The sequence below is a fragment of the Pseudoflavonifractor sp. An187 genome, from assembly GCF_002160275.1.
Taxonomy (GTDB): domain Bacteria; phylum Bacillota; class Clostridia; order Oscillospirales; family Oscillospiraceae; genus Enterenecus; species Enterenecus faecium.
In genome coordinates, this window is record NZ_NFKG01000024.1 from 1 (window position 1) to 17,708 (window position 17,708).

A 17,708-nucleotide genomic window follows, 5' to 3' on the forward strand; every position below is an offset into this window, starting at 1 on the left:
GATCGACGCCCCGGGTCTCGGTATAGCCGCAGACGGAGCAGGAGCGCTGCTCACTGCCGCTCTGGGTGCAGGTGGGAGAGGTGACGGTGGTCCAGGGGCCAAAGGTGTGGCCAGTGGCGGGGATGGCTTCGGTATAGCTGTCGCCGCACATGGAACAGGTATAGGTGCGCACACCATCCACGGTGCAAGTGGGCTCCGTGGTGACAGAGGCCACATAGTCGTGGGGCAGCATAGGTACCTCAGTCTGGGCCACGATCACCGTGTTGCACACGGAGCAGTGACTGCCTTCCGTGAGGCCGGTGTGGGTGCAGGTGGGGGCAACGGCAGGATCGATGACAACGGTGTGCCCGGTGGCGGGGATCCCTTCGGTCCTGGTCTCTCCACACAGCTGGCAGGTGTAGGTGCGCACGCCATCCTGGGTGCAGGTGGGCTCAGTGGTGACTACACCGTCATCCCACTGGTGCTGACAGGGGGCCTGGGTGACGGTGACCGAGCAGGTGACGGTCTGGCCCGCCACGGTGGCGGAGAGGGTGGCGCTGCCCGCCCCCAGGGCGGTGAGCTTGTCGCCCTCCACCTTCACCACATCGCTGCCTGTAGTCACGGTCCAGTTGGGCTCCAGCGTCACATGGATTTCAGGGGTGTGGTCCCAGGTGCTGTTGGTCGTCAGCGTGGCGGACACGGCGGGCAGGTCTGCCTGCTCTCCAGCCGTCAGAGACAGGGGGGAGACGGCGCCCAGAGTGACGCTGCGGATGGAGTCAGACGCCACCCGGATGTCCACGGTGGCAGCGGTGGCGGGGGTGGTCTCCGTGGTGTTGGGGTTTGCCAGGGTGCCAAACTCCTGAACCCAGAAATGCACCCCGCCGTATACCACATGGGCAATGCCGATGGAGGTCATGTCCTGGGAGAGCATATTGCGGCGGTGACCCTGGCCGGAATAGTCCTCGTTGTCCTCCCGCCAGCCCTCAAAGACAGCTTGGGCGGAGGTGTAGCCAATGGCAATGTTCTCCGATGCGCTGTGGTAATAGACGCCAAACTCCCGGAATGCGGAATACCAGCTAGTACCGTCCGGGCGGATGTGACCATACGCCACCACGATTTCCGCGGCCCGCTGCATGGCTATTTTCTCCAGGTTGTAGTCGTAGACGAAGTCCTGGAGCTGGCCGGATACATCGGTTTTGGCGGAATTGTCCTGGTTCCAGTACCAGGCATCGTCGCTGGCACGGAAGTCATTGATCAGTGTCAGCATATCCCGGGCGTCGGTCTGGGAATAGGTGACATCCAATTGGATGTCGATGTCGGTGCCGGCGGCAGAGACGGGGGCGGCGCAGGTGAGCACAAACACAGCGCTCAGCGCCAGAGCAAGACATCGGCGAATCAGCTTTTTCATGGTTGATACCCTCCTAATCGTATCATTGTGGTACTATTGTAGTCCTCATGTCAGGAATAGTCAACCATATCAGACAATATTTACAAAGAAGTTCCCCTGGCCTAGAGGGAAGAAATCGCCTGTCCCGGAGGCGAGGAGCACCCGGGACAGGCGATGTGTGTGGGAATTATTTTGTGGCCCAGTTGCCGGTGGCGGAGGCGGTGAGGTAGGCGTTGATGAAGCCGTCCAGGTCGCCGTCCATCACTGCATTGATGTTGGAGGTCTCGTAGGCGGTGCGGTTGTCCTTCACCAGCTGGTAGGGCATGAACACGTAGGAACGAATCTGGCTGCCCCACTCGATCTTCAGCTGCACGCCCTTGATGTCGGAGATCTTGTCCAGGTGCTCCTGCTCCTTGATCTGGATGAGCTTGGAGCGCAGCATCTTCATACAGGTCTCCCGGTTTTGCAGCTGGCTTCGCTCGGTCTGGCAGGCCACCACCAGGCCGGAGGGCTTGTGGATCAGTCGCACGGCGGAGGAGGTCTTGTTGACGTGCTGGCCGCCGGCACCGGAGGCGCGGTAGACCTGCATCTCAATGTCCTCGGGGCGGATCTCCACTTCCACGCTGTCGTCGATCTCGGGGGTGACCTCCACGGCGGCGAAGGAGGTCTGACGGCGGGCGTTGGCGTCAAAGGGGGAGACGCGCACCAGGCGGTGCACGCCGTGCTCGCTTTTCAGGTAGCCGTAGGCGTTCTCGCCGTCAATGCGGATGGTGGCGGACTTGATGCCCGCCTCGTCGCCGTCCTGGTAGTCCAGAATGGAGTAGGTAAAGCCGTGGCGCTCGGCCCAGCGGGTGTACATGCGGTAGAGCATCTGGGCCCAGTCCTGGGCCTCGGTGCCGCCGGCGCCGGCCTGGAGGGAGACGATGGCGGGGGAGGGGTCGTACTCGCCGGACAGGAGGGTGGCCAGCCGGGCCTCCTCCATGTTGCGGATGAGGCCCTCGAAGCCCTCTTCCACCTCGGGCACCAGGGATTCGTCCTCCTCCTCGTTGCCCATCTCACACATGACCATCAGGTCGTCCCAGGTGGACAGACGCTTGGCCTGGGCGTTGATCTTGCCCTCCAGCTGGCTGATGCGCTGCTGGATCTTCCGGGCCTTCTCCACGTTGTCCCAGAACCCATCGGAGGCGGACTCCGCCTGGAGCATATCCAGCTCCCGCTCAGCGGCCTCCAGGTCCAGGGCCTGCCCCAGCTCTTCCAGCTCGGGCTTGAGGTTGTTGAGTTTTACCTTGTATTCGTCAAATTGCAGCATTCTCGTTCATCCTTTAACCGGCCCATGGCCATAATATATCTCATATATTATATAGAAAGGCCCCTGGGTTGTAAAGGGGGGAGATTCCCGTCAAAAAGATGATTTTTCACCCTCAGCGCTGGCTGACAATTGGCCCGGCCTGGCCCATAAAGATCAGGTCGTCCACGTCCTGGGCGGGGGTGTCGGATTTCGGGGGTGTGGTTTGCAACAACATGGTCCATCGCTCCGTTTCTGTCAATGTCTGTGGAGGAGGGGCGGACAAATTCCCGCCACACTCCCCCGTATACCATGTAGTATATGCGCTTGGGGGTGAAAAGTTGCGTGAAATATGGAGAATCATTTTTTGCAGGAAAAAAGAAAAACCCGGCGGCGCAGCGTCAGCTGCACCGCCGGGTTGGAGTGTTTTGGCCGTTATTCCGCGGAAATCATATAGTAGTACACGGGCTGGCCGCCGCTGAGCAGGGTGATCTCAGCGTTGGGGCACAGGCGCTGGAACAGGGCCAGGGCCTTGCCGGCGGACTCCTCGTCCACATCCTCGCCGTAGAAGATGTTGATGAACTCTGCCGTTTGCTGGGTCTCGGCCTGGGCCAGGTTCTCCAGCAGCTCCTCCATGGACTTGGCGGTGCCGAACAGCTGGCCGTCGCTGAGGGCCATGTAGTCGCCCTCCTGGATGGCGAAGCCGTCAAAGTCGGAGTTGCGGGCGGCGTAGGTCACCTCGCTGGTGTGCACGTGGCTCATGGCCTCGGTCATGGCGTCCACGTTGTCCTGCACGGGACCCTCGGGGTCCATCACCAGCAGGGTGGAAATGCCCTGGGGCACGGTGCGGGTGGGGATGACCACCACTTCCCGGCCCTCAATGAGGCCCACGCACTGCTGGGCGGCCATGATGATGTTCTTGTTGTTGGGCAGCACGAACACGGTCTCGGCGGGGGTGCGGGCGATTTCCCGCAGAATGTCCTCGGTGGAGGGGTTCATGGTCTGGCCGCCGGAGATGATGCCGTCTACGCCCAGGTCCCGGAACACGGAGGCCAGGCCGCCGCCGGCGCACACGGCCACCACGCCGTACTTCTTCTCGGCGGGGACGATACCGGGCGCTTCCTCCTGGGTCTCCTTGGCCTCTTCCAGAATCTCGGTGTGCTGCTCCCGCATGTTCTCAATCTTCACGGTGAGCAGAGCGCCGTAGGTCAGGGCCTCTTCCAGCACGCGGCCGGGGTGGTTGGTGTGGACGTGGACCTTGATGATCTCGTCGTCGTCCACCAGCACCAGGCTGTCGCCCATGCCATTGAGAAAGGAGCGCAGCAGCTGGGGGTCCTTGGTGTTGTCCCGGGAGCAGATGAACTCGGTGCAGTAGCCGAAGGTGATGTCTCCGGTCTCAAAGGTGGCGAAATCCGCCTTGTCCTTGGCCTTGGGGGCGTCGTCCTCGCCGCCCTGGGGAGCGGGAATACCCCGCATCTCGTCCAGCATACCCTGGAGGATGATGAGGAAGCCCTTACCACCGGCGTCTACGACTCCGGCCTTTTTCAGCACGGGGTTCTGGTTGATGGTCTCAGCCAGGGCCTCCTGGCCGTGGGCGATGGCAGCCTCCAGCACGTGCTCGGCGCTGTTCTGCTCCTGGGCGGCCTCGGCGGCAGCCTTGGCAGCCAGGCGGGAGACGGTGAGGATGGTGCCCTCGGCAGGCTTCATGACGGCCTTGTAGGCGGCGGACACGCCCTCGTGGAGGGCGGCGGCCAGGGCCACACCGTCGGCGGTGTCGTGGTCCTTCAGGGCCTTGGACACGCCGCGGAAGAGCAGGGAGAGGATGACGCCGGAGTTGCCACGGGCGCCCCGCAGCAGGGCGGAGGCATTGGTGGCGGCAGCCTGGGCCACGGTGGTGGCGGGCTTTTTCTTGGCCTCAGCGGCGGCGGTGCCAATGGTCAGGGACATGTTGGTGCCGGTGTCGCCGTCGGGCACAGGGAAGACGTTGAGCTCGTTGATGCTCTGTTTCTGGGCGTTGATGGAGGCAGCAGCGTGCACCACCATGCGCTGAAACAATGCGCCGTCAATGATGTCGATCATAATGTTAGCAAATTCCTTTCTATCAGCGCTGGCCTTAGCCGATGACCATGGAGTCTACGCACACGGAGACGCTGCGCACTTCCACGCCGGTGAGGCGGTTGACGTTGTACTTGACTTCACTTTGGATGGAGCGGCTCACGGCCACCAGATTGACCCCGTTGTCCACGATGATGTGCAGCTCAATGGACACGGAATCGTCCTCGTGATAGACCAGCTTCACGCCTTTGGACATGGACTCCCGGCGGAGCAGATGAACCAGGCCGTCGGTCTTGGAGCGGAAGGCCATCCCTTTCACGCCGTAGCAGCTGGTAGCCACAGCGCCGGTGATGTTGCTGAACACTTCGCTGGCAATGCGGATGCGGCCGATTTCAGTTTGTATCTTCATGGAACCCTTCCTTTCTATGGTAAGAGTGGGAAATGTGTGGTCAAGACAAAGCTTTAGTCAATACATTGTATTCCATTTTGGAGGAAAAAACAAGGGGAGTTTTCCCACATAGGCGGGGGAAAGGATGGAAAATTTCAAGAGAAATTCCCGGTTTCTGGTGCAATTTGTGGAAGGAGGCCTGTGGGGCCGGAGAGGGGGGAAAGGGAATTGTGAATTTTTTTCAAATCCCATTGTTTTTTGCACGCAAATCGTGTAAACTATGACGTACCGAAACACACAAGGGAGGGACTGAACATGAAAGTCATCCGCTTTATCTTGAAGGCAGCCGCCGTGGCTATGGCCGTGAGCGCCGTGGTATGCGTGGTGATGGCATACTGGGACAAGATCGTGGACACATTCTACGCCATTGCCGACAAGGTGGAGGAGAAGAAGGCCAACTGCTGCTTCTGTTCCTCCGAGTACGACGATTACGAGGATATCGACCTGTAAGAGTCGACAAGGAGCGGGCCGCTGAACCATCAGCGGCCCGCTTTTTTGGCAATGAATAATGATAAATGAAGAATGAAGAATGAAGAATTGTGGTGTGCCGCAACAGCGGCACGGATTTTATGAGGGACAAGCCCTATAATGGTCACTACCGAAAGCCTATGTAGGTCCAGGAAGCGAAAAAAGCTTTCAGGACCTGCATTTTTCATTATTCACTATTCACTCTTCATTTGCAAAAAAGACCGGGGGGAAGCAATTTGCTTCCCCCCGGAGCTTTTTTGCATTAGCTGCGGCGCTTGCGGGTCACATAGGCGGCGCCGGTGAGCAGGCTCACAGAGCCAGCCAGAGCAGCCACGTACACCATCAGCTGAGCGGAGTCGCCAGTCTGAGGCACGTTCTCTGGCTTCTGGGTGGTCTGGGGCTTGTCGGTGGTCTCGGGAGCGCCACCGGCGGTGAGGCCGTCCATAGCAGCGGACAGAGCGGCCACAGCGGCGTTCACGGTAGCCTGGTCGTCCTCAGAGAGGGTCTCGTCAGCCAGCACGGACTGAGCGGTGGCCAGAGCGGAGCGGAACACGGCCACGGACTCGGCGGTGTAGCCGGTCAGGTCGATGCCCTCAGCCTTGCCGATGAGGTCTTCCAGGATGGACTTGTCCGCCTTGTAGCGCTGGGCCAGGATGGCGTTCATCAGGTCTTCCACAGCGGTCTCCACGTCGCCCTGGAGGGCGTCGCCGTCGTCCATGACCTTCTGGCCGGCGTTCAGAGCGTCCAGCAGCTCCTGCCAGTGGTCCTGCACGTACTTGCTCTGGTTGGCGACCATGGTCTCAGCCTTGGCGATGAGCACTTCCAGAATGTCCTTGTCGCCCTGCTTCAGGCCCAGGGACCAGATGCCAGTGAGCAGGTTGTCCCAAGCGGTGTTCACCTGCTCCTGGGTGGCGTTGGGGTCGTCCAGCACGGTCTTGGCCTCGTCCAGGGCCTTCTGGAAGATGGCCACGGCGGAGTCCACCACGCCGGTGGTGTCCAGGGTCACAGCGTAGTCGTAGGTGGCCTGGAGCAGAGCCTTGTTGGCCTCCTGGCCGGGCTGATCGGGCACACGGGCCTCCACAGCGGCGTTCATGGCCTCCACGGCGGTGTTCAGGGCCTCCTGGGTCACAGGCTCACCCAGGGTGTTGTCAGCCAGAATGGCCTCCACAGCGGCGATGGCGTCGTTGAGGGCGGCGATGGACTCGGCGGTGTAGCCGGGCTCAGCGGCAGCGGCCTTGGCCTCGTCCACCTGAGGCTGCACGCCGTAGGTGTTCAGAGCCACGAAGCGGTCGCCCTTGATCTCGATCTCGTTGAGGTAGATGCCGTCGGTGTAGGCGATGCGGAAGGCGGTGACGCCCTTGAGCTGGTTGGCGTGGTAGACACGGGCACCGGTGTTGCTCAGGTCGGCATCATGCTCCAGCAGGGTCTCGCCATCGGCGGTGACGGCGTACACGCTCACGCCGTCCCAGGTGCCCAGGGCGTTGTACAGCACCAGGTCGTTGGCCTTGGTGCTCTCGTAGACGTGGTACACCACTTCGCCCTCGCCGGTGGCCTGGACGAAGCTCATCACGTCGCGGTCATAGAGCTTGGCCTCGCCCAAACCGTTGACGGTGGCCACGGCCTTGGCCTGGGTGGACACGCCGTGGAACTCGGCGACCTTCATCCAGTTGGTGGAGCCAACCTCGACAACGGTAGCCCGAATGGCCTTGGCCTGGACGGGGTCGAAGTTGACGGCGATGGCGCCGCCCACAAAGTCGTCGCTGCTCACCGTGCCCACGGACACCCAGTTGCCTTCGGCGTCCTGATACTCCAGGTTCAGCTTGCCCTTCATAGCGTCACCATCGGTGGTGGTGGTGAACTCAATGCGGTCAATGCTGGTCACGGTGTTGTAGGTGACGGTGAGGTGGGTGCCCTTGGCCTGGCTGTTGAGCCAGACGAAGGTGGTGGTGTTGTAGTCGTTGATGTTGCTGGTGGGGTAGTTGTTGGGCTCATAGATCTGGGCGCTGGAGGTGACGGAGGCGATGGACACCACCTGAGCGGCGATGGACACCTGGGTCAGGTCCACGGAAATCTCCTCAGCGGTGTTGTTCATCACACGCACATAGCGGGCCTGAGTGCCGGCGGCAAAGCCAGTCCAGGTCTTGCCGTCCAGGGAGATCTGGACGTTCAGGTCGTCCAGGCCGGACACGGAGGACAGAGCCACCAGCTGGGCCAGGTCGAACTGGACATAGGAGCCGGAGGCCAGGGTCACGGTCTCGCCGTCGGTGACGGTGAAGGTGTTGCCGGACTTGGCCATGGCCCAGCCCTCCGTGTTGGTGTCGGTGTAGACGAAGGGGTCGGAGGCGTCAGTGAAGAAGGAGCCGCCGGCCTGGGTCATGATGTAGCGGGCGAAGGGCAGGATATAGAGGTTGCCGGGGCTGGTGACATAGTTGCTGATGGTCTGGCTGGTGCCCTGGCCCTCCAGGCTCTCCACCTTGTACTTCTCCAGGGTGTCAATGCCGTTGGAGAGGTAGATGGCGTTCATCAGGTGATCGAAGCGCTGGCTCTCCTCGCCATACATGGCCTGGATGCAGTCGATGATGATCTGGCCCATGTCATTGAGGCGGTACACCCAGGGGCGAATCTCCTCTTCCAGGTTCACCAGCTTGTCATCATCGCTGTCCTTGAGGGTGAGGATGAGCTGGCAGGAATCCACGATCTTCTGCATCTCCTCCAGCACGGCCGGATAGTTGGAGCTGTCCGACTTGTAGGCGTTGAAGATGGAGTTGATGTTGGTGTGGTCCTGGTTCTTGGCGGCGTGGCTGGCAAACACACGCAGGGCCTCCTGCATGGCGGGGTCGTCGGTGTAGGAGGCGAAGGACTCCTCCCAGTTGCTCTGGACATCGAAGTTGGCGGTGTTCCAGGTGTAGTCGGACACGCCGTACAGGGCCACCTTGCTGGCCTCGGGCTGGTTCATGGGGTTGGAGAGCACGCCCAGGCAGGCGGTGACATCCAGGTCGGTGGCGTACACGGAGTCCAGACGGTTCATGAGCATCTGGTCGTCAATGTTGTCGTTGACGGGGTAGTTCCACCACATGACGGGCTTCTTGCCGGTGTACTGCTGGATCTTCAGCAGGTCGGAGTTGCGGATGGGGGACCACACGCCGGAGCCGGTCATCATCATGATGACGTTGTTGCCCTGGTTGGCCTCACGGAAGGCGCCCAGGTTGGTCTCCAGCTGAGAGGAGGACCCGAAGCCCAGGGCGTAGAAGCTGGGCACGTAGTAGGTGCCGGCCACGTGGTCGGCGGGATCCTCGGAGCCGTTGTACTTGTCCTCCAGGCGGCGCTGGAGCTCGGCCATCATGTAGGCCTGGTTCTCAGAGCCACGCAGAGCCACACCGGTGTCGATGTCGTCCACAAACACGCCGAACTGGCGCACGCCCAGATCGTACATGTGGGAGAACTTCTCCATGATGTCGTCAATGCCCTGCTCCACGCTGTCACGGTTGGTGAAGTTGATGCCGTTTTGCATGGCGGGGTGGATGGACCAGGCAAAGGAGATGTTGTTCTCGGCGGCAGCGGCGGTGATGGTGCGCATGTCGTCCTGGGTCATCATGCCGTAGAAGCGCTGCTCGTCGGTGATCTCGGTGGGATACTCATCCCGCCAGTTGCCCAGGTGATAGGGGTCGCCCTTGGGGCCGTAGACGAAGGTGTTCATCTTGTTGTCTTCCATGTACTCGAACAGGGAGAGAATGTCCTCCACAGAGTACACCTTGCCGTAGAAGCCCTCGACGATGCCGCGGTACTGCATGTTGGCATAGTCCTCGATGGTGGCGCAGGTCAGCTGCTGACCGGCCACGGTCTCCATGGCGTCGTCCAGGGTGGCCAGGCCGTAGTACACGGCGTCGTCGTCCTCGCCCAGGATGGTCACGCGGCCATTGGAGTTGATGTCCACAAAGTGGGCGTCATACTTGGTCTCGCTGGCCACAAACAGGTCGTCGGAGTAGCCGGTGGTGTTGGCGTCCACGTTCTCAGTGGAGCCGTGCAACCCTAACGCCAGGGTGCTCTCCTCATAGTTCTCGGTGACGGTGTAGGACACGCCCTGCTTGTCCATGATCTCCTGCACCCGGCCACGGGTGACGTCGGTGATGCCGGACTCATAGTAGACCTTGACGTTGTCAAAGTCGATGAGGCTGTACTGCATCTCCAGCTTCTGGGGGGTGGGGTTGAGGTCATAGGTGTTGTCCAGATCGGTCTGGGACAGAATGGTCACGGGAATCTCCACGTCGGCGCTGTTGCCCAGGTAGGAGACCGTGGCGGTGAGGGTGGCCTGGGTGGTGGTCTCAGGCAGGGTCACCTTCAGCATGCCGTACTCCACAGTGAGGTAGGGAGAGTCGCTCTTCCAGGTGACGGAGGCGCCGTAGTCGGTGCTCTCCACCAGGGACACGTCCCGGCTCAGAGCGTTCCACTTCTGGGCGTTCTCCAGCTGGGTCTTGGCCTGGTTAAAGACAAACTCCCAGGTGTTGTTGTACACTTCCATCTCGTAAATGGACACGCAGGTCCAGATGTCAGGGAAGTTCTCGGTGACATACACCCGGACATATCGGGCCGTGACCTCATCAAAGGTGAGGGTGCGGGTCTCCTCGGGCTGGCCGTCGGTGACGTTGGCTACGTCGGTCCACTCGTTGCCGTCGTCGGAGACCTGGACCTTGTAGGCCTTGCCGCCGGACTTCTCCCAGAACAGACGGACGCAGTTGAAGGTGGTGGGCTCGCCGAAGTCCAGGCGCAGCCACTGGGGATTGTTCTCCACAGAGCCGCTGGACCAGCGGGTGTCCATGTTGCCGTCGTTGGCCTTCTCCTGGGTGAAGTTGCTGGTCTCGTTGGCAGACGAGGCGGCAGTGGCCTTGAGGGCCAGGTTGGGGCTGGTCGCCTCATTGGCGAGGGTGGCAGCGGAGTTGGTGATCTCGTCGGCCTGGGTCTGAGGCAGGGCAGCGGCATAGCTGACCGTGGACAGACACATGGCACACACGGTGACCAGAGCGCCGACTTTCTTGGTAATCTTGCGCATGGTTGATGTTCCTCCTATTCTCCTGAAGTGAAGATGTACGGGACAATTTGGGGGATGTATCACCTCCTGATGGGACAAGATGGACGCCGTGGGGAACTCCCACGGAAGAGGTACCGACGAAAAAGACCAGACGACACCAAAGGGGCCCATATCACAGAGATACGCCCCCTTTCGGTTCATCTGGTTTTGCCCATACGGTAACAATCCTTCTTGTTGTTCACTTGCTACCAGTATACCACTGGAGATGGAAAAAGTAAACAAAAGAAGGATTGTTATATCTCATGAAACTGTATGAATTATATTGTCCATTCTGTCTATACCAGGCCCAGCTTGGCGAATACCACTTGGGCCAGTTCATACCGGGGCAGAGGCCGGTCCAGGAAGTATTCCAGGGCGAAAATGGCCTGATAGATGAGCATGGGCAGCCCGTTGCAGGTCTTGAGACCCCGGGTCTGGGCCTGACGCAGCAATTCGGTGCAGGCGGGGTAGTAGATGAGGTCCATCACCCCGGCGTCACGGGGAAGGGCATCCAGGAAGGAGAAGTCCTCAAACTGGTGGGGGCAGTCGTCCATGCCCAGGTTGGTGCAGTTGATGACCAGCTGGGACTGGGAGCACACCTCGGAGAGGGTGCTGGGGTCGAAGCCCACGGGGATGAGGGTGCCGGAGGAATCCAGCTGGCACAGCTGGTGGGCCTTGGGCAGGGTGCGGTTGCACACCCAGATGCGCTCGGCCTTGGTCTGGGCCAGGCGCAGGGCCACCGCCCGGGCAGCGCCCCCCGCCCCCAGCAGTACCACCTGCCGGGCGGGCCACATGCCCACATGCACCAGGGACTCCAGACAGCCGTCCCCATCGGTGTTGTGGCCGATCCACGTTCCGTCCCGGCGGCAGACGGTGTTCACCGCCCCGTATAGCTCCACTTCCTCCCCCAGCTGGTCCATCAGGGGCACCAGGTCCTCCTTGTGGGGCATGGTGGCGTTGAAGCCGGTGATGCCCTGGACCTCAGCCTGGGCCAGGTACTGGGCCACCTCCCCCTTTTTCACCAGCTGGGGGGTGTAGGGGATGTCCAGACCCAGATAGTCCAGCATGGTGGTCTGGATGACCGGGGATTTGGAGTGGAAGATGGGATCACCGATGACTTGCAGCATGGTTATTGTCCCCCTTTGAGGAAGAAGTCCATGGCCCGCAGGTAGCCCTGGAGGCCCAGGCCGTAGATCTGGCCCACACACCCCGAGGCGGTGACGGACACCGAGCGGAAGGGCTCCCGGGCGTGGATGTTGCCGATGAGCACCTCGAAGGCGGGGGTGTTCACCGCCAGCAGGGCATCGAGAATGGCGTAGGAGTAGTGGGCGTAGGCGCCGGGATTGATGATGATGGCGTCATAGACGCCGTCGGCGGCCTGAATCTGGTCCACAATGTCCCCCTCGTGGTTGGACTGATAGCAGGTGGCGGTGGAGTTATGTACCTTGGCGTACTCCTCGATCATGGTGCACAGAGAGGCGTAATTTTCGTGGTTTTCCCGGCCGTACAGCTCCACATCCCCCTTGCCCAACAGGTTCAGGTTGGGGCCGTTGATGATGAGAAACTTCTTGCCCACCTCGGAGATCTTCTCCAGAATTTCCGCAACGGTGGCCTCCGGTGTGGAAAAGTTCTGGATGATCACGTCGGCGGCGGACAGGTACAGGGGCAGACGGTGGTGGTGGCGCTCCACAAAGGCGTGGTGTCCCTCCTGGGCCAGGGGGCGGCCCTCGGTGTCCAGGCTGGCGCAGATCTCGTCGATGGGGCGGTCCAGGAACACCAGAATGCCGTTGCGGCGCAGGGAGATGACGTTTTTCCGGGACAGCACCGCCCCGCCGCCGGTGGCGATGACCAAACCCTCCTGGCTGCTCAGCTGCTCCAGCACCTGGCTTTCCAGGGAGCGGAAGCCCCGCTCGCCGTCCTGGGCGAAGATCTGGGAGATGGTGCGCCCGGTGGTCCCCTCCATCAGCTCGTCGCAGTCCACGAAGGGGCGGCCCAGCTGCTGGGCCAACATATGTCCGGCGGTGGTTTTTCCACAGCCCATCATACCAATGAGGATAATATTCTTCATGCTTCTTCCTCCAAATTCGACACGAAGTTGCCAAGTACCCGGAAGTCTCCGGTGGTTTGGGACAGCTCATGGAGCACATCGGCGATCTCCGGGGTGTTCAGGTTCCCGGTGAACTCCAAGAAGAACATGTACTCCCAGCTGTGCTGGGGCAGGGGGCGGGATTCCAGCTTCACCATGTTCAGGCCGTGGACGGCGAAGATGGTGAGAATCTCGTGGAGGGAGCCCGCCTCATGGGGGAGGAGAAAGACGGTGCTGATCTTGTCAGCGCCCTCCCGCAGCTCCACCTGGGGAGAGACCACCACAAAGCGGGTGGTGTTGTGGGGGTTGTCGTTGGTGGGACAGACCAGGATGTTCAGCCCGTAGATCTGGGCGGCCCGGGCCGAGCACAGGGCGGCTTTTGTCAGGTCGCCGCTCTCGGCCACCATCTTGGCCGACCCGGCGGTGTCCGACTGGGTCATGGGCCGCCAGTTGGGGTGTTGGCTTAGGAATTTGGCGCTTTGCAGCAGGCCCTGTTCGTGGGAGTACACGTGGGTGATGGTGTCCAGGGTGGCCCCAGGCAGGGCCATGAGGCAGTGGTCCACCTTCACTGTGGTTTCCCCCACCAGGAAGAAATCGTATTCCGACAGCAGATCGTAGATTTGGCGGATGGCGCCCGTGGAGCTGTTCTCAATGGGGAGCACCGCGTAGTCCGCCCGGCCCTCTTTCAGGGCCAGAAAGGTGTCCTCAAATTGGGGCAGCCCGGTGGCCTGGACCCCTTCCCCAAAGAAGTTGACACAGGCCTGCTCACTGTACGCTCCAGGCTCGCCCTGGAACACCACCCGGGGGTTCTGGATGGGCTCCCGCATCTGGGACAGGGCCTGGACAAACCGGGGAACGCCGGGGTTATCTGCCCGTTCTCTTGTCAGGTCCCGCTGTTGGCGGCGGGAGATGGACATCATGGTCTGAAAGAGGGTGGTGACACCGGGGCGCAGGTCCCCCTCCACCAGACGGGCCTTGTCCTGGAGCACCTGGCGCTCTCTCTGAGCGTCCAGCACCGGGATGCCCCGCTCCAGCTTGTACTGGCCCACCTGTCCGGTCACCGCCATGCGCTGGCGGAATAGCTCTACCATCTGTCGGTCAATGCGGTCGATTTCCTCTCTATACTGCTGCAATTCATCCATGGGAATGGCCTCCAATGAAACTCCGTGCCGCTATGCGGCACACCACAATTCTTCATTATTCATTCTTAATTCTTCGTTTTTCCGGCCTGAACGGCCGGAAATTATATTCCCAGCAGCTGGCAGGCGGCCAGGGCTGCGGCGGCCTCAATGACGGGGACCGCCCGGGGGACCACACAGGGGTCGTGCCGCCCCTGGAGCTCCAGCTCCGCATGTTCCATGCGGTTCATATCAATGGTAAATTGGGTGCGGGCAATGGAGGGGGTGGGGCGCATGGTCACCTCGAACACCAGGGGCATGCCGTTGGTGATGCCGCCGTTGATGCCCCCGGCGCAGTTCTGCTCCGCCCCCACGTTTCCATGTTCGTCCACGTACAGGGGGTCGTTGGCCTCGGAGCCCCGCATGAGGGAGAAGGCGGTGCCAGCGCCGAAGGCCACCGCCTTGACAGCGGGAACCGCAAACAGGTACTGGGAGAAGATGCCCTCGGCGTTCTCCCCGAAGTCAGGGGAGCCGTATCCGGCGGGGAGTCCGAACACCCCGCACTCGATGGAGCCGCCCACGGAATCCTGCTCCTCCTTGGCCTCCAAAATGGCCTCCTGCATCTCCTGGCCCTTCTCATCGTTGAGCACCGGGAAGTCCTTGTCCGCCACCCCTTTCAGGGTGTCCCAGTCCTCCAGGGCCTCGTCGTTGACCCCGTAGATGGAGCTGATGTGGGCCCCCACGGTGATACCCCGCTGGGCCAGAATCTGCTTGGCGATGGCCCCGGCAAACACCAGGGGAGCGGTGAGCCGCCCGGAGAAGTGGCCGCCGCCCCGGTAGTCGTTGAAGCCCTGGTAGCGGACGTGGGCGGGGTAGTCGGCGTGGCCGGGCCGGGCCAGGTCACGGGTTTTGCTGTAATCCGCCGAGCGGGTGTCGGTGTTGGCGATCATGGCGCACAGGGGGGACCCGGTGGTCTTGCCCTCAAACACCCCGGAGAGCACTTGCACCTGGTCGGCCTCCTTGCGGGCGGTGGCCAGGGGGGACTTGCCGGGGGCCCGGCGGGCCATGTCTTTCTCGATGGCGGCCCAGTCCAGCTCCAGCCCGGCGGGCACCCCGGTGAGGGTGACGCCAATGGCGGGGCCGTGGGATTCGCCGAAAATGGTATAGTTCATAGGATTTCCTCGCTTTTTACAATGGTTCCACCCAGCTTCTCATAGACTTCCCAGAAGTCGGGGAAGGATTTGGCCACGCACTGAGCACCCGTGAGGGTGATGGGGGCCTCACACCGGGTGGCGGCCATGGCGGCCATCATGGCGATGCGGTGGTCGTTGTGGCAGGGGACGGTGACGCCTCCGGCGAACTGGGCCACGCCTCGAATGGTGAGCCCCTGGGAGAGCTCCTCCACCTGGGCGCCCAGTTCATTGAGGACCTGGGAGGTGGTGGCCAGGCGGTCGCTCTCCTTGATGCGCAGCCGGGCCGCCCCCACAATGTGGGTGGTTTTCCCCTCCAGGCCAGCGGCCAGGGCCGCCAGGGGGGGCACCAGGTCGGGGCACTGGCTCACGTCCAAAGTGACGGTCTGTCCCGCCCCGGTGAGCTGCTCATAGAAGGAGACGATGCGCCGGTCTCCCTGGGGGGAGTGGGGGTCCAGACCCTGGATGTCCAGGTCATTGCCCAGCCCCAGCCCGGCGTAGAAAAAGCCCGCCTGGGACCAGTCCGCCTCCACGCTGCCCTGAATGGGGGCGTAGTGCTGGGAACCGGGGACGGTGTATCCGTCCAAGGTAATGCCCGCCTGGTGAAGGGCCTGCCGGGTCATGGCCACGTAGTCCTCCGACTCCAGGGGGGAGGTGAGGGTGATGGTGGAGGTGCCCTCCACCAAAGGCAGGGCGTACAGCAGCCCGGTGACGAACTGGCTGGACACGTTGCCCGGCAGGGGGTAGTCCCCGGCGGGGAGCTGGCCCTGCACGGTGAGCACCCCGTCTTCCAGGGTGTAGGAGATGCCTTTGGCATCGAAGAGATCAAAGTAGGGCTTTTGGGGCCGCTCCATCAGCCGCCCCTGTCCGGTGAAGACTCCGCCGCCCGCCACCGCCAGGGCGATGGGGATGAGAAAGCGCAGGGTGGAGCCGGACTCCCCGCAGTCCAGGCGGGGAAGGGAAGGGGTGGGGCGGTTCATGGTGAGGCCCTGCACCGTCAGGGTGGATTCGGACCAGGTGAAGGAGGCACCCAGGGCCTCCATACACCGGATGGTGGCCAGAATGTCCTGGGATGGGGCCACGTGGGTGAGCACGCTCTCCCCAGAGGCCAGGGCGGCGGCGATGATGAGCCGGTGGGCCTGGCTTTTGGAGGGCGGTGGCGTGACGGGGCCGTGAAGCTTGGTGGGGGTGATGGTGACGTTCATAGCAATACCTCGTTACAGCATCTCCAGCAGCTGCTGTTTCAAAATGGGGTAGGCCAGGGCGTGGCCGGGTCGGTCCAGGAGGATGAGGGAGAGGGAGGAACCCGCCCCCTTCTTGTCCAGGCCGATGGCGGCGGCGTAGTCCGCCTGGGAACAGGGAATGGCGGTGGGCAGACCGAAGGCCTCCACCAGTTGGGCGATGTCCGGGGCCAGATGGGCGGGGGTGAGACCCAGGGCGGTGCCCAGTTGGGCGGCCCGCACCATCCCGGCGGCCACGGCCTGGCCGTGGGTGTAGGTGGTGTAGTGGCCTGCCAGCTCATAGGCGTGGCCCAGGGTGTGGCCGAAGTTGAGAATCATCCGCCGCCCGGTGTCCAGCTCGTCCTCTGCCACCACCTCCGCCTTGATGCGGCAGCAGGTGTACAGTACCTGGTCGATGTGGGCCATGATGGCGGAGCGGGAGGGGTTCTGGCTCAGAAACTCCAAAAAGCCCTGGTCGGCGATGCAGCCGTACTTGATGACCTCGGCCATGCCGTCGGCAAAGGTCTCGTGGGGGAGGGTGCCCAGCACCTCCGGGTCCATGAGCACCAGCCGGGGCTGGTAGAAGGTCCCCGCCAGGTTCTTCCCCTCAGGCAGGTCGATGGCCACCTTGCCCCCCACCGAGGAGTCCACCTGGGCCAGGAGGGTGGTGGGAATCTGGATGAGGGCCACCCCCCGCAGGATGGTGGCGGCGGCAAAGCCCGCCAGGTCCCCCACCACGCCGCCCCCCAGGGCCACCACGCAGTCGGTGCGGGTGAGGCCGAACTGGGCGAAGCTGCTCCACAGACGGGCCAGCTGCTTGGAGCACTTGCTCTGCTCCCCGGCGGGGACCACAAAGGTCTCCACCTGGAACCCGGCCCGGGCCAGGCTGTGGGCCACCGTCTCGCCGTACAGCGGGGCCACGTGGGAGTCGGTGACCAGGGCCACCTTCCGGGCCTGGGGGACCACCGAGCAGATGTAGCCCCCGGCCTGGGGGAGCAGGCCGGGCCTTATGAGAATGTCATACTCCCGTCCGGGGAGGGGGACTGTGAGGGTTCGCATGGGGGATCTCTCCTCTCAGAGTTTGTCGATGGCCTGGGCCAGAGTGTCCAAAAAGGCCTCCTCGCCCCAGGTGTTGAGCTTGAAGAACATGGCCTGACTGCCGCCGGCGGTGATGGCGGTCAGGCGCAGCTGGTCGCCCTGTCCCGTGAGGGTCATACACAGGGCCACCCGGTTGCCGCCGGTGTAGCTGTACCGCTCGTACATACGCACGGCGCAGCGGACGTCGCCCATAGTGTACACCGTGCCGTCCTCGTAGGAGGCGGACATGCTGCCGTTTAAGATGGCTTGGTCCAAGGTGCGGAGGACTTGGTCAAAGTTTCCTGTGAGGGTGCGCTCTAGCATGGCCAT

13 protein-coding genes are annotated in these 17,708 nt (G+C 62.4%); 1 reads left to right on the forward strand and 12 read right to left on the reverse strand.

What is annotated here, in order from left to right:
* From B5F22_RS09385 to B5F22_RS09400, 4 genes are all read right to left on the reverse strand, one after another.
* The coding region (locus B5F22_RS09385; RefSeq protein WP_242955101.1) for a CAP domain-containing protein at positions 1 to 1,387 on the reverse strand (1,387 nt) is incomplete at its 3' end.
* Positions 1,388 to 1,553: 166 nt separating this feature from the next.
* Positions 1,554 to 2,675: a peptide chain release factor 2 gene (gene prfB, locus B5F22_RS09390; protein ID WP_087392364.1), complete on the reverse strand. Its 1,122-nt coding sequence runs from the start codon at positions 2,673 to 2,675 to the stop codon at positions 1,554 to 1,556.
* Between the two features lie 411 nt (positions 2,676 to 3,086).
* On the reverse strand, positions 3,087 to 4,730 hold the full coding sequence (locus tag B5F22_RS09395; protein WP_087392365.1) for a DAK2 domain-containing protein: 1,644 nt from the start codon (positions 4,728 to 4,730) through the stop codon (positions 3,087 to 3,089).
* A 34-nt stretch (positions 4,731 to 4,764) separates the two neighbouring features.
* Positions 4,765 to 5,115 carry an Asp23/Gls24 family envelope stress response protein gene (locus B5F22_RS09400; RefSeq protein WP_087234398.1) on the reverse strand — a complete coding sequence of 117 codons (351 nt, stop codon included), beginning with the start codon at positions 5,113 to 5,115 and terminating at the stop codon, positions 4,765 to 4,767.
* A 294-nt stretch (positions 5,116 to 5,409) separates the two neighbouring features.
* On the opposite strand from B5F22_RS09400, the gene B5F22_RS09405 reads away from it, so the two are divergent.
* Complete coding sequence (locus B5F22_RS09405) at positions 5,410 to 5,604, forward strand: hypothetical protein (RefSeq protein WP_087372045.1); 195 nt, start codon at positions 5,410 to 5,412, stop codon at positions 5,602 to 5,604.
* Positions 5,605 to 5,884: 280 nt separating this feature from the next.
* Here B5F22_RS09405 and B5F22_RS09410 read toward each other — a convergent pair whose 3' ends face one another.
* The 8 genes from B5F22_RS09410 to B5F22_RS09445 all read right to left on the reverse strand — a co-directional run bounded on the left by B5F22_RS09410 (position 5,885) and on the right by B5F22_RS09445 (position 17,708).
* Positions 5,885 to 10,669: a beta-N-acetylglucosaminidase domain-containing protein gene (locus B5F22_RS09410; RefSeq protein WP_158096679.1), complete on the reverse strand. Its 4,785-nt coding sequence runs from the start codon at positions 10,667 to 10,669 to the stop codon at positions 5,885 to 5,887.
* Between the two features lie 314 nt (positions 10,670 to 10,983).
* The gene (locus tag B5F22_RS09415; protein ID WP_087392367.1) at positions 10,984 to 11,814 is read right to left on the reverse strand and encodes a shikimate dehydrogenase; all 831 of its coding nucleotides are present in this window, start codon (positions 11,812 to 11,814) and stop codon (positions 10,984 to 10,986) included.
* A 2-nt stretch (positions 11,815 to 11,816) separates the two neighbouring features.
* On the reverse strand, positions 11,817 to 12,755 hold the full coding sequence (locus tag B5F22_RS12845; protein WP_087392368.1) for a type II 3-dehydroquinate dehydratase: 939 nt from the start codon (positions 12,753 to 12,755) through the stop codon (positions 11,817 to 11,819).
* Positions 12,752 to 13,915, reverse strand: a complete 1,164-nt coding sequence (locus tag B5F22_RS09425; RefSeq protein ID WP_087392369.1) for a bifunctional chorismate mutase/prephenate dehydratase — start codon at positions 13,913 to 13,915, stop codon at positions 12,752 to 12,754. The genes B5F22_RS12845 and B5F22_RS09425 overlap by 4 nt, the downstream gene beginning before the upstream one ends.
* A gap of 101 nt (positions 13,916 to 14,016) precedes the next feature.
* Positions 14,017 to 15,063 (reverse strand): chorismate synthase, encoded by a 1,047-nt coding sequence (gene aroC, locus B5F22_RS09430; RefSeq protein WP_087233790.1) that lies wholly within the window; start codon positions 15,061 to 15,063, stop codon positions 14,017 to 14,019.
* The gene (locus tag B5F22_RS09435) at positions 15,060 to 16,286 is read right to left on the reverse strand and encodes a 3-phosphoshikimate 1-carboxyvinyltransferase (protein ID WP_087392370.1); all 1,227 of its coding nucleotides are present in this window, start codon (positions 16,284 to 16,286) and stop codon (positions 15,060 to 15,062) included. Before B5F22_RS09435 ends, aroC begins: the two co-directional genes overlap by 4 nt.
* Positions 16,287 to 16,298: 12 nt before the next feature.
* Positions 16,299 to 17,360, reverse strand: coding sequence for a 3-dehydroquinate synthase (aroB, locus tag B5F22_RS09440; RefSeq protein ID WP_087392371.1), 1,062 nt, complete (start codon positions 17,358 to 17,360; stop codon positions 16,299 to 16,301).
* Positions 17,361 to 17,375: 15 nt separating this feature from the next.
* Positions 17,376 to 17,708, reverse strand: a complete 333-nt coding sequence (locus B5F22_RS09445) for a DUF6054 family protein (protein ID WP_087372020.1) — start codon at positions 17,706 to 17,708, stop codon at positions 17,376 to 17,378.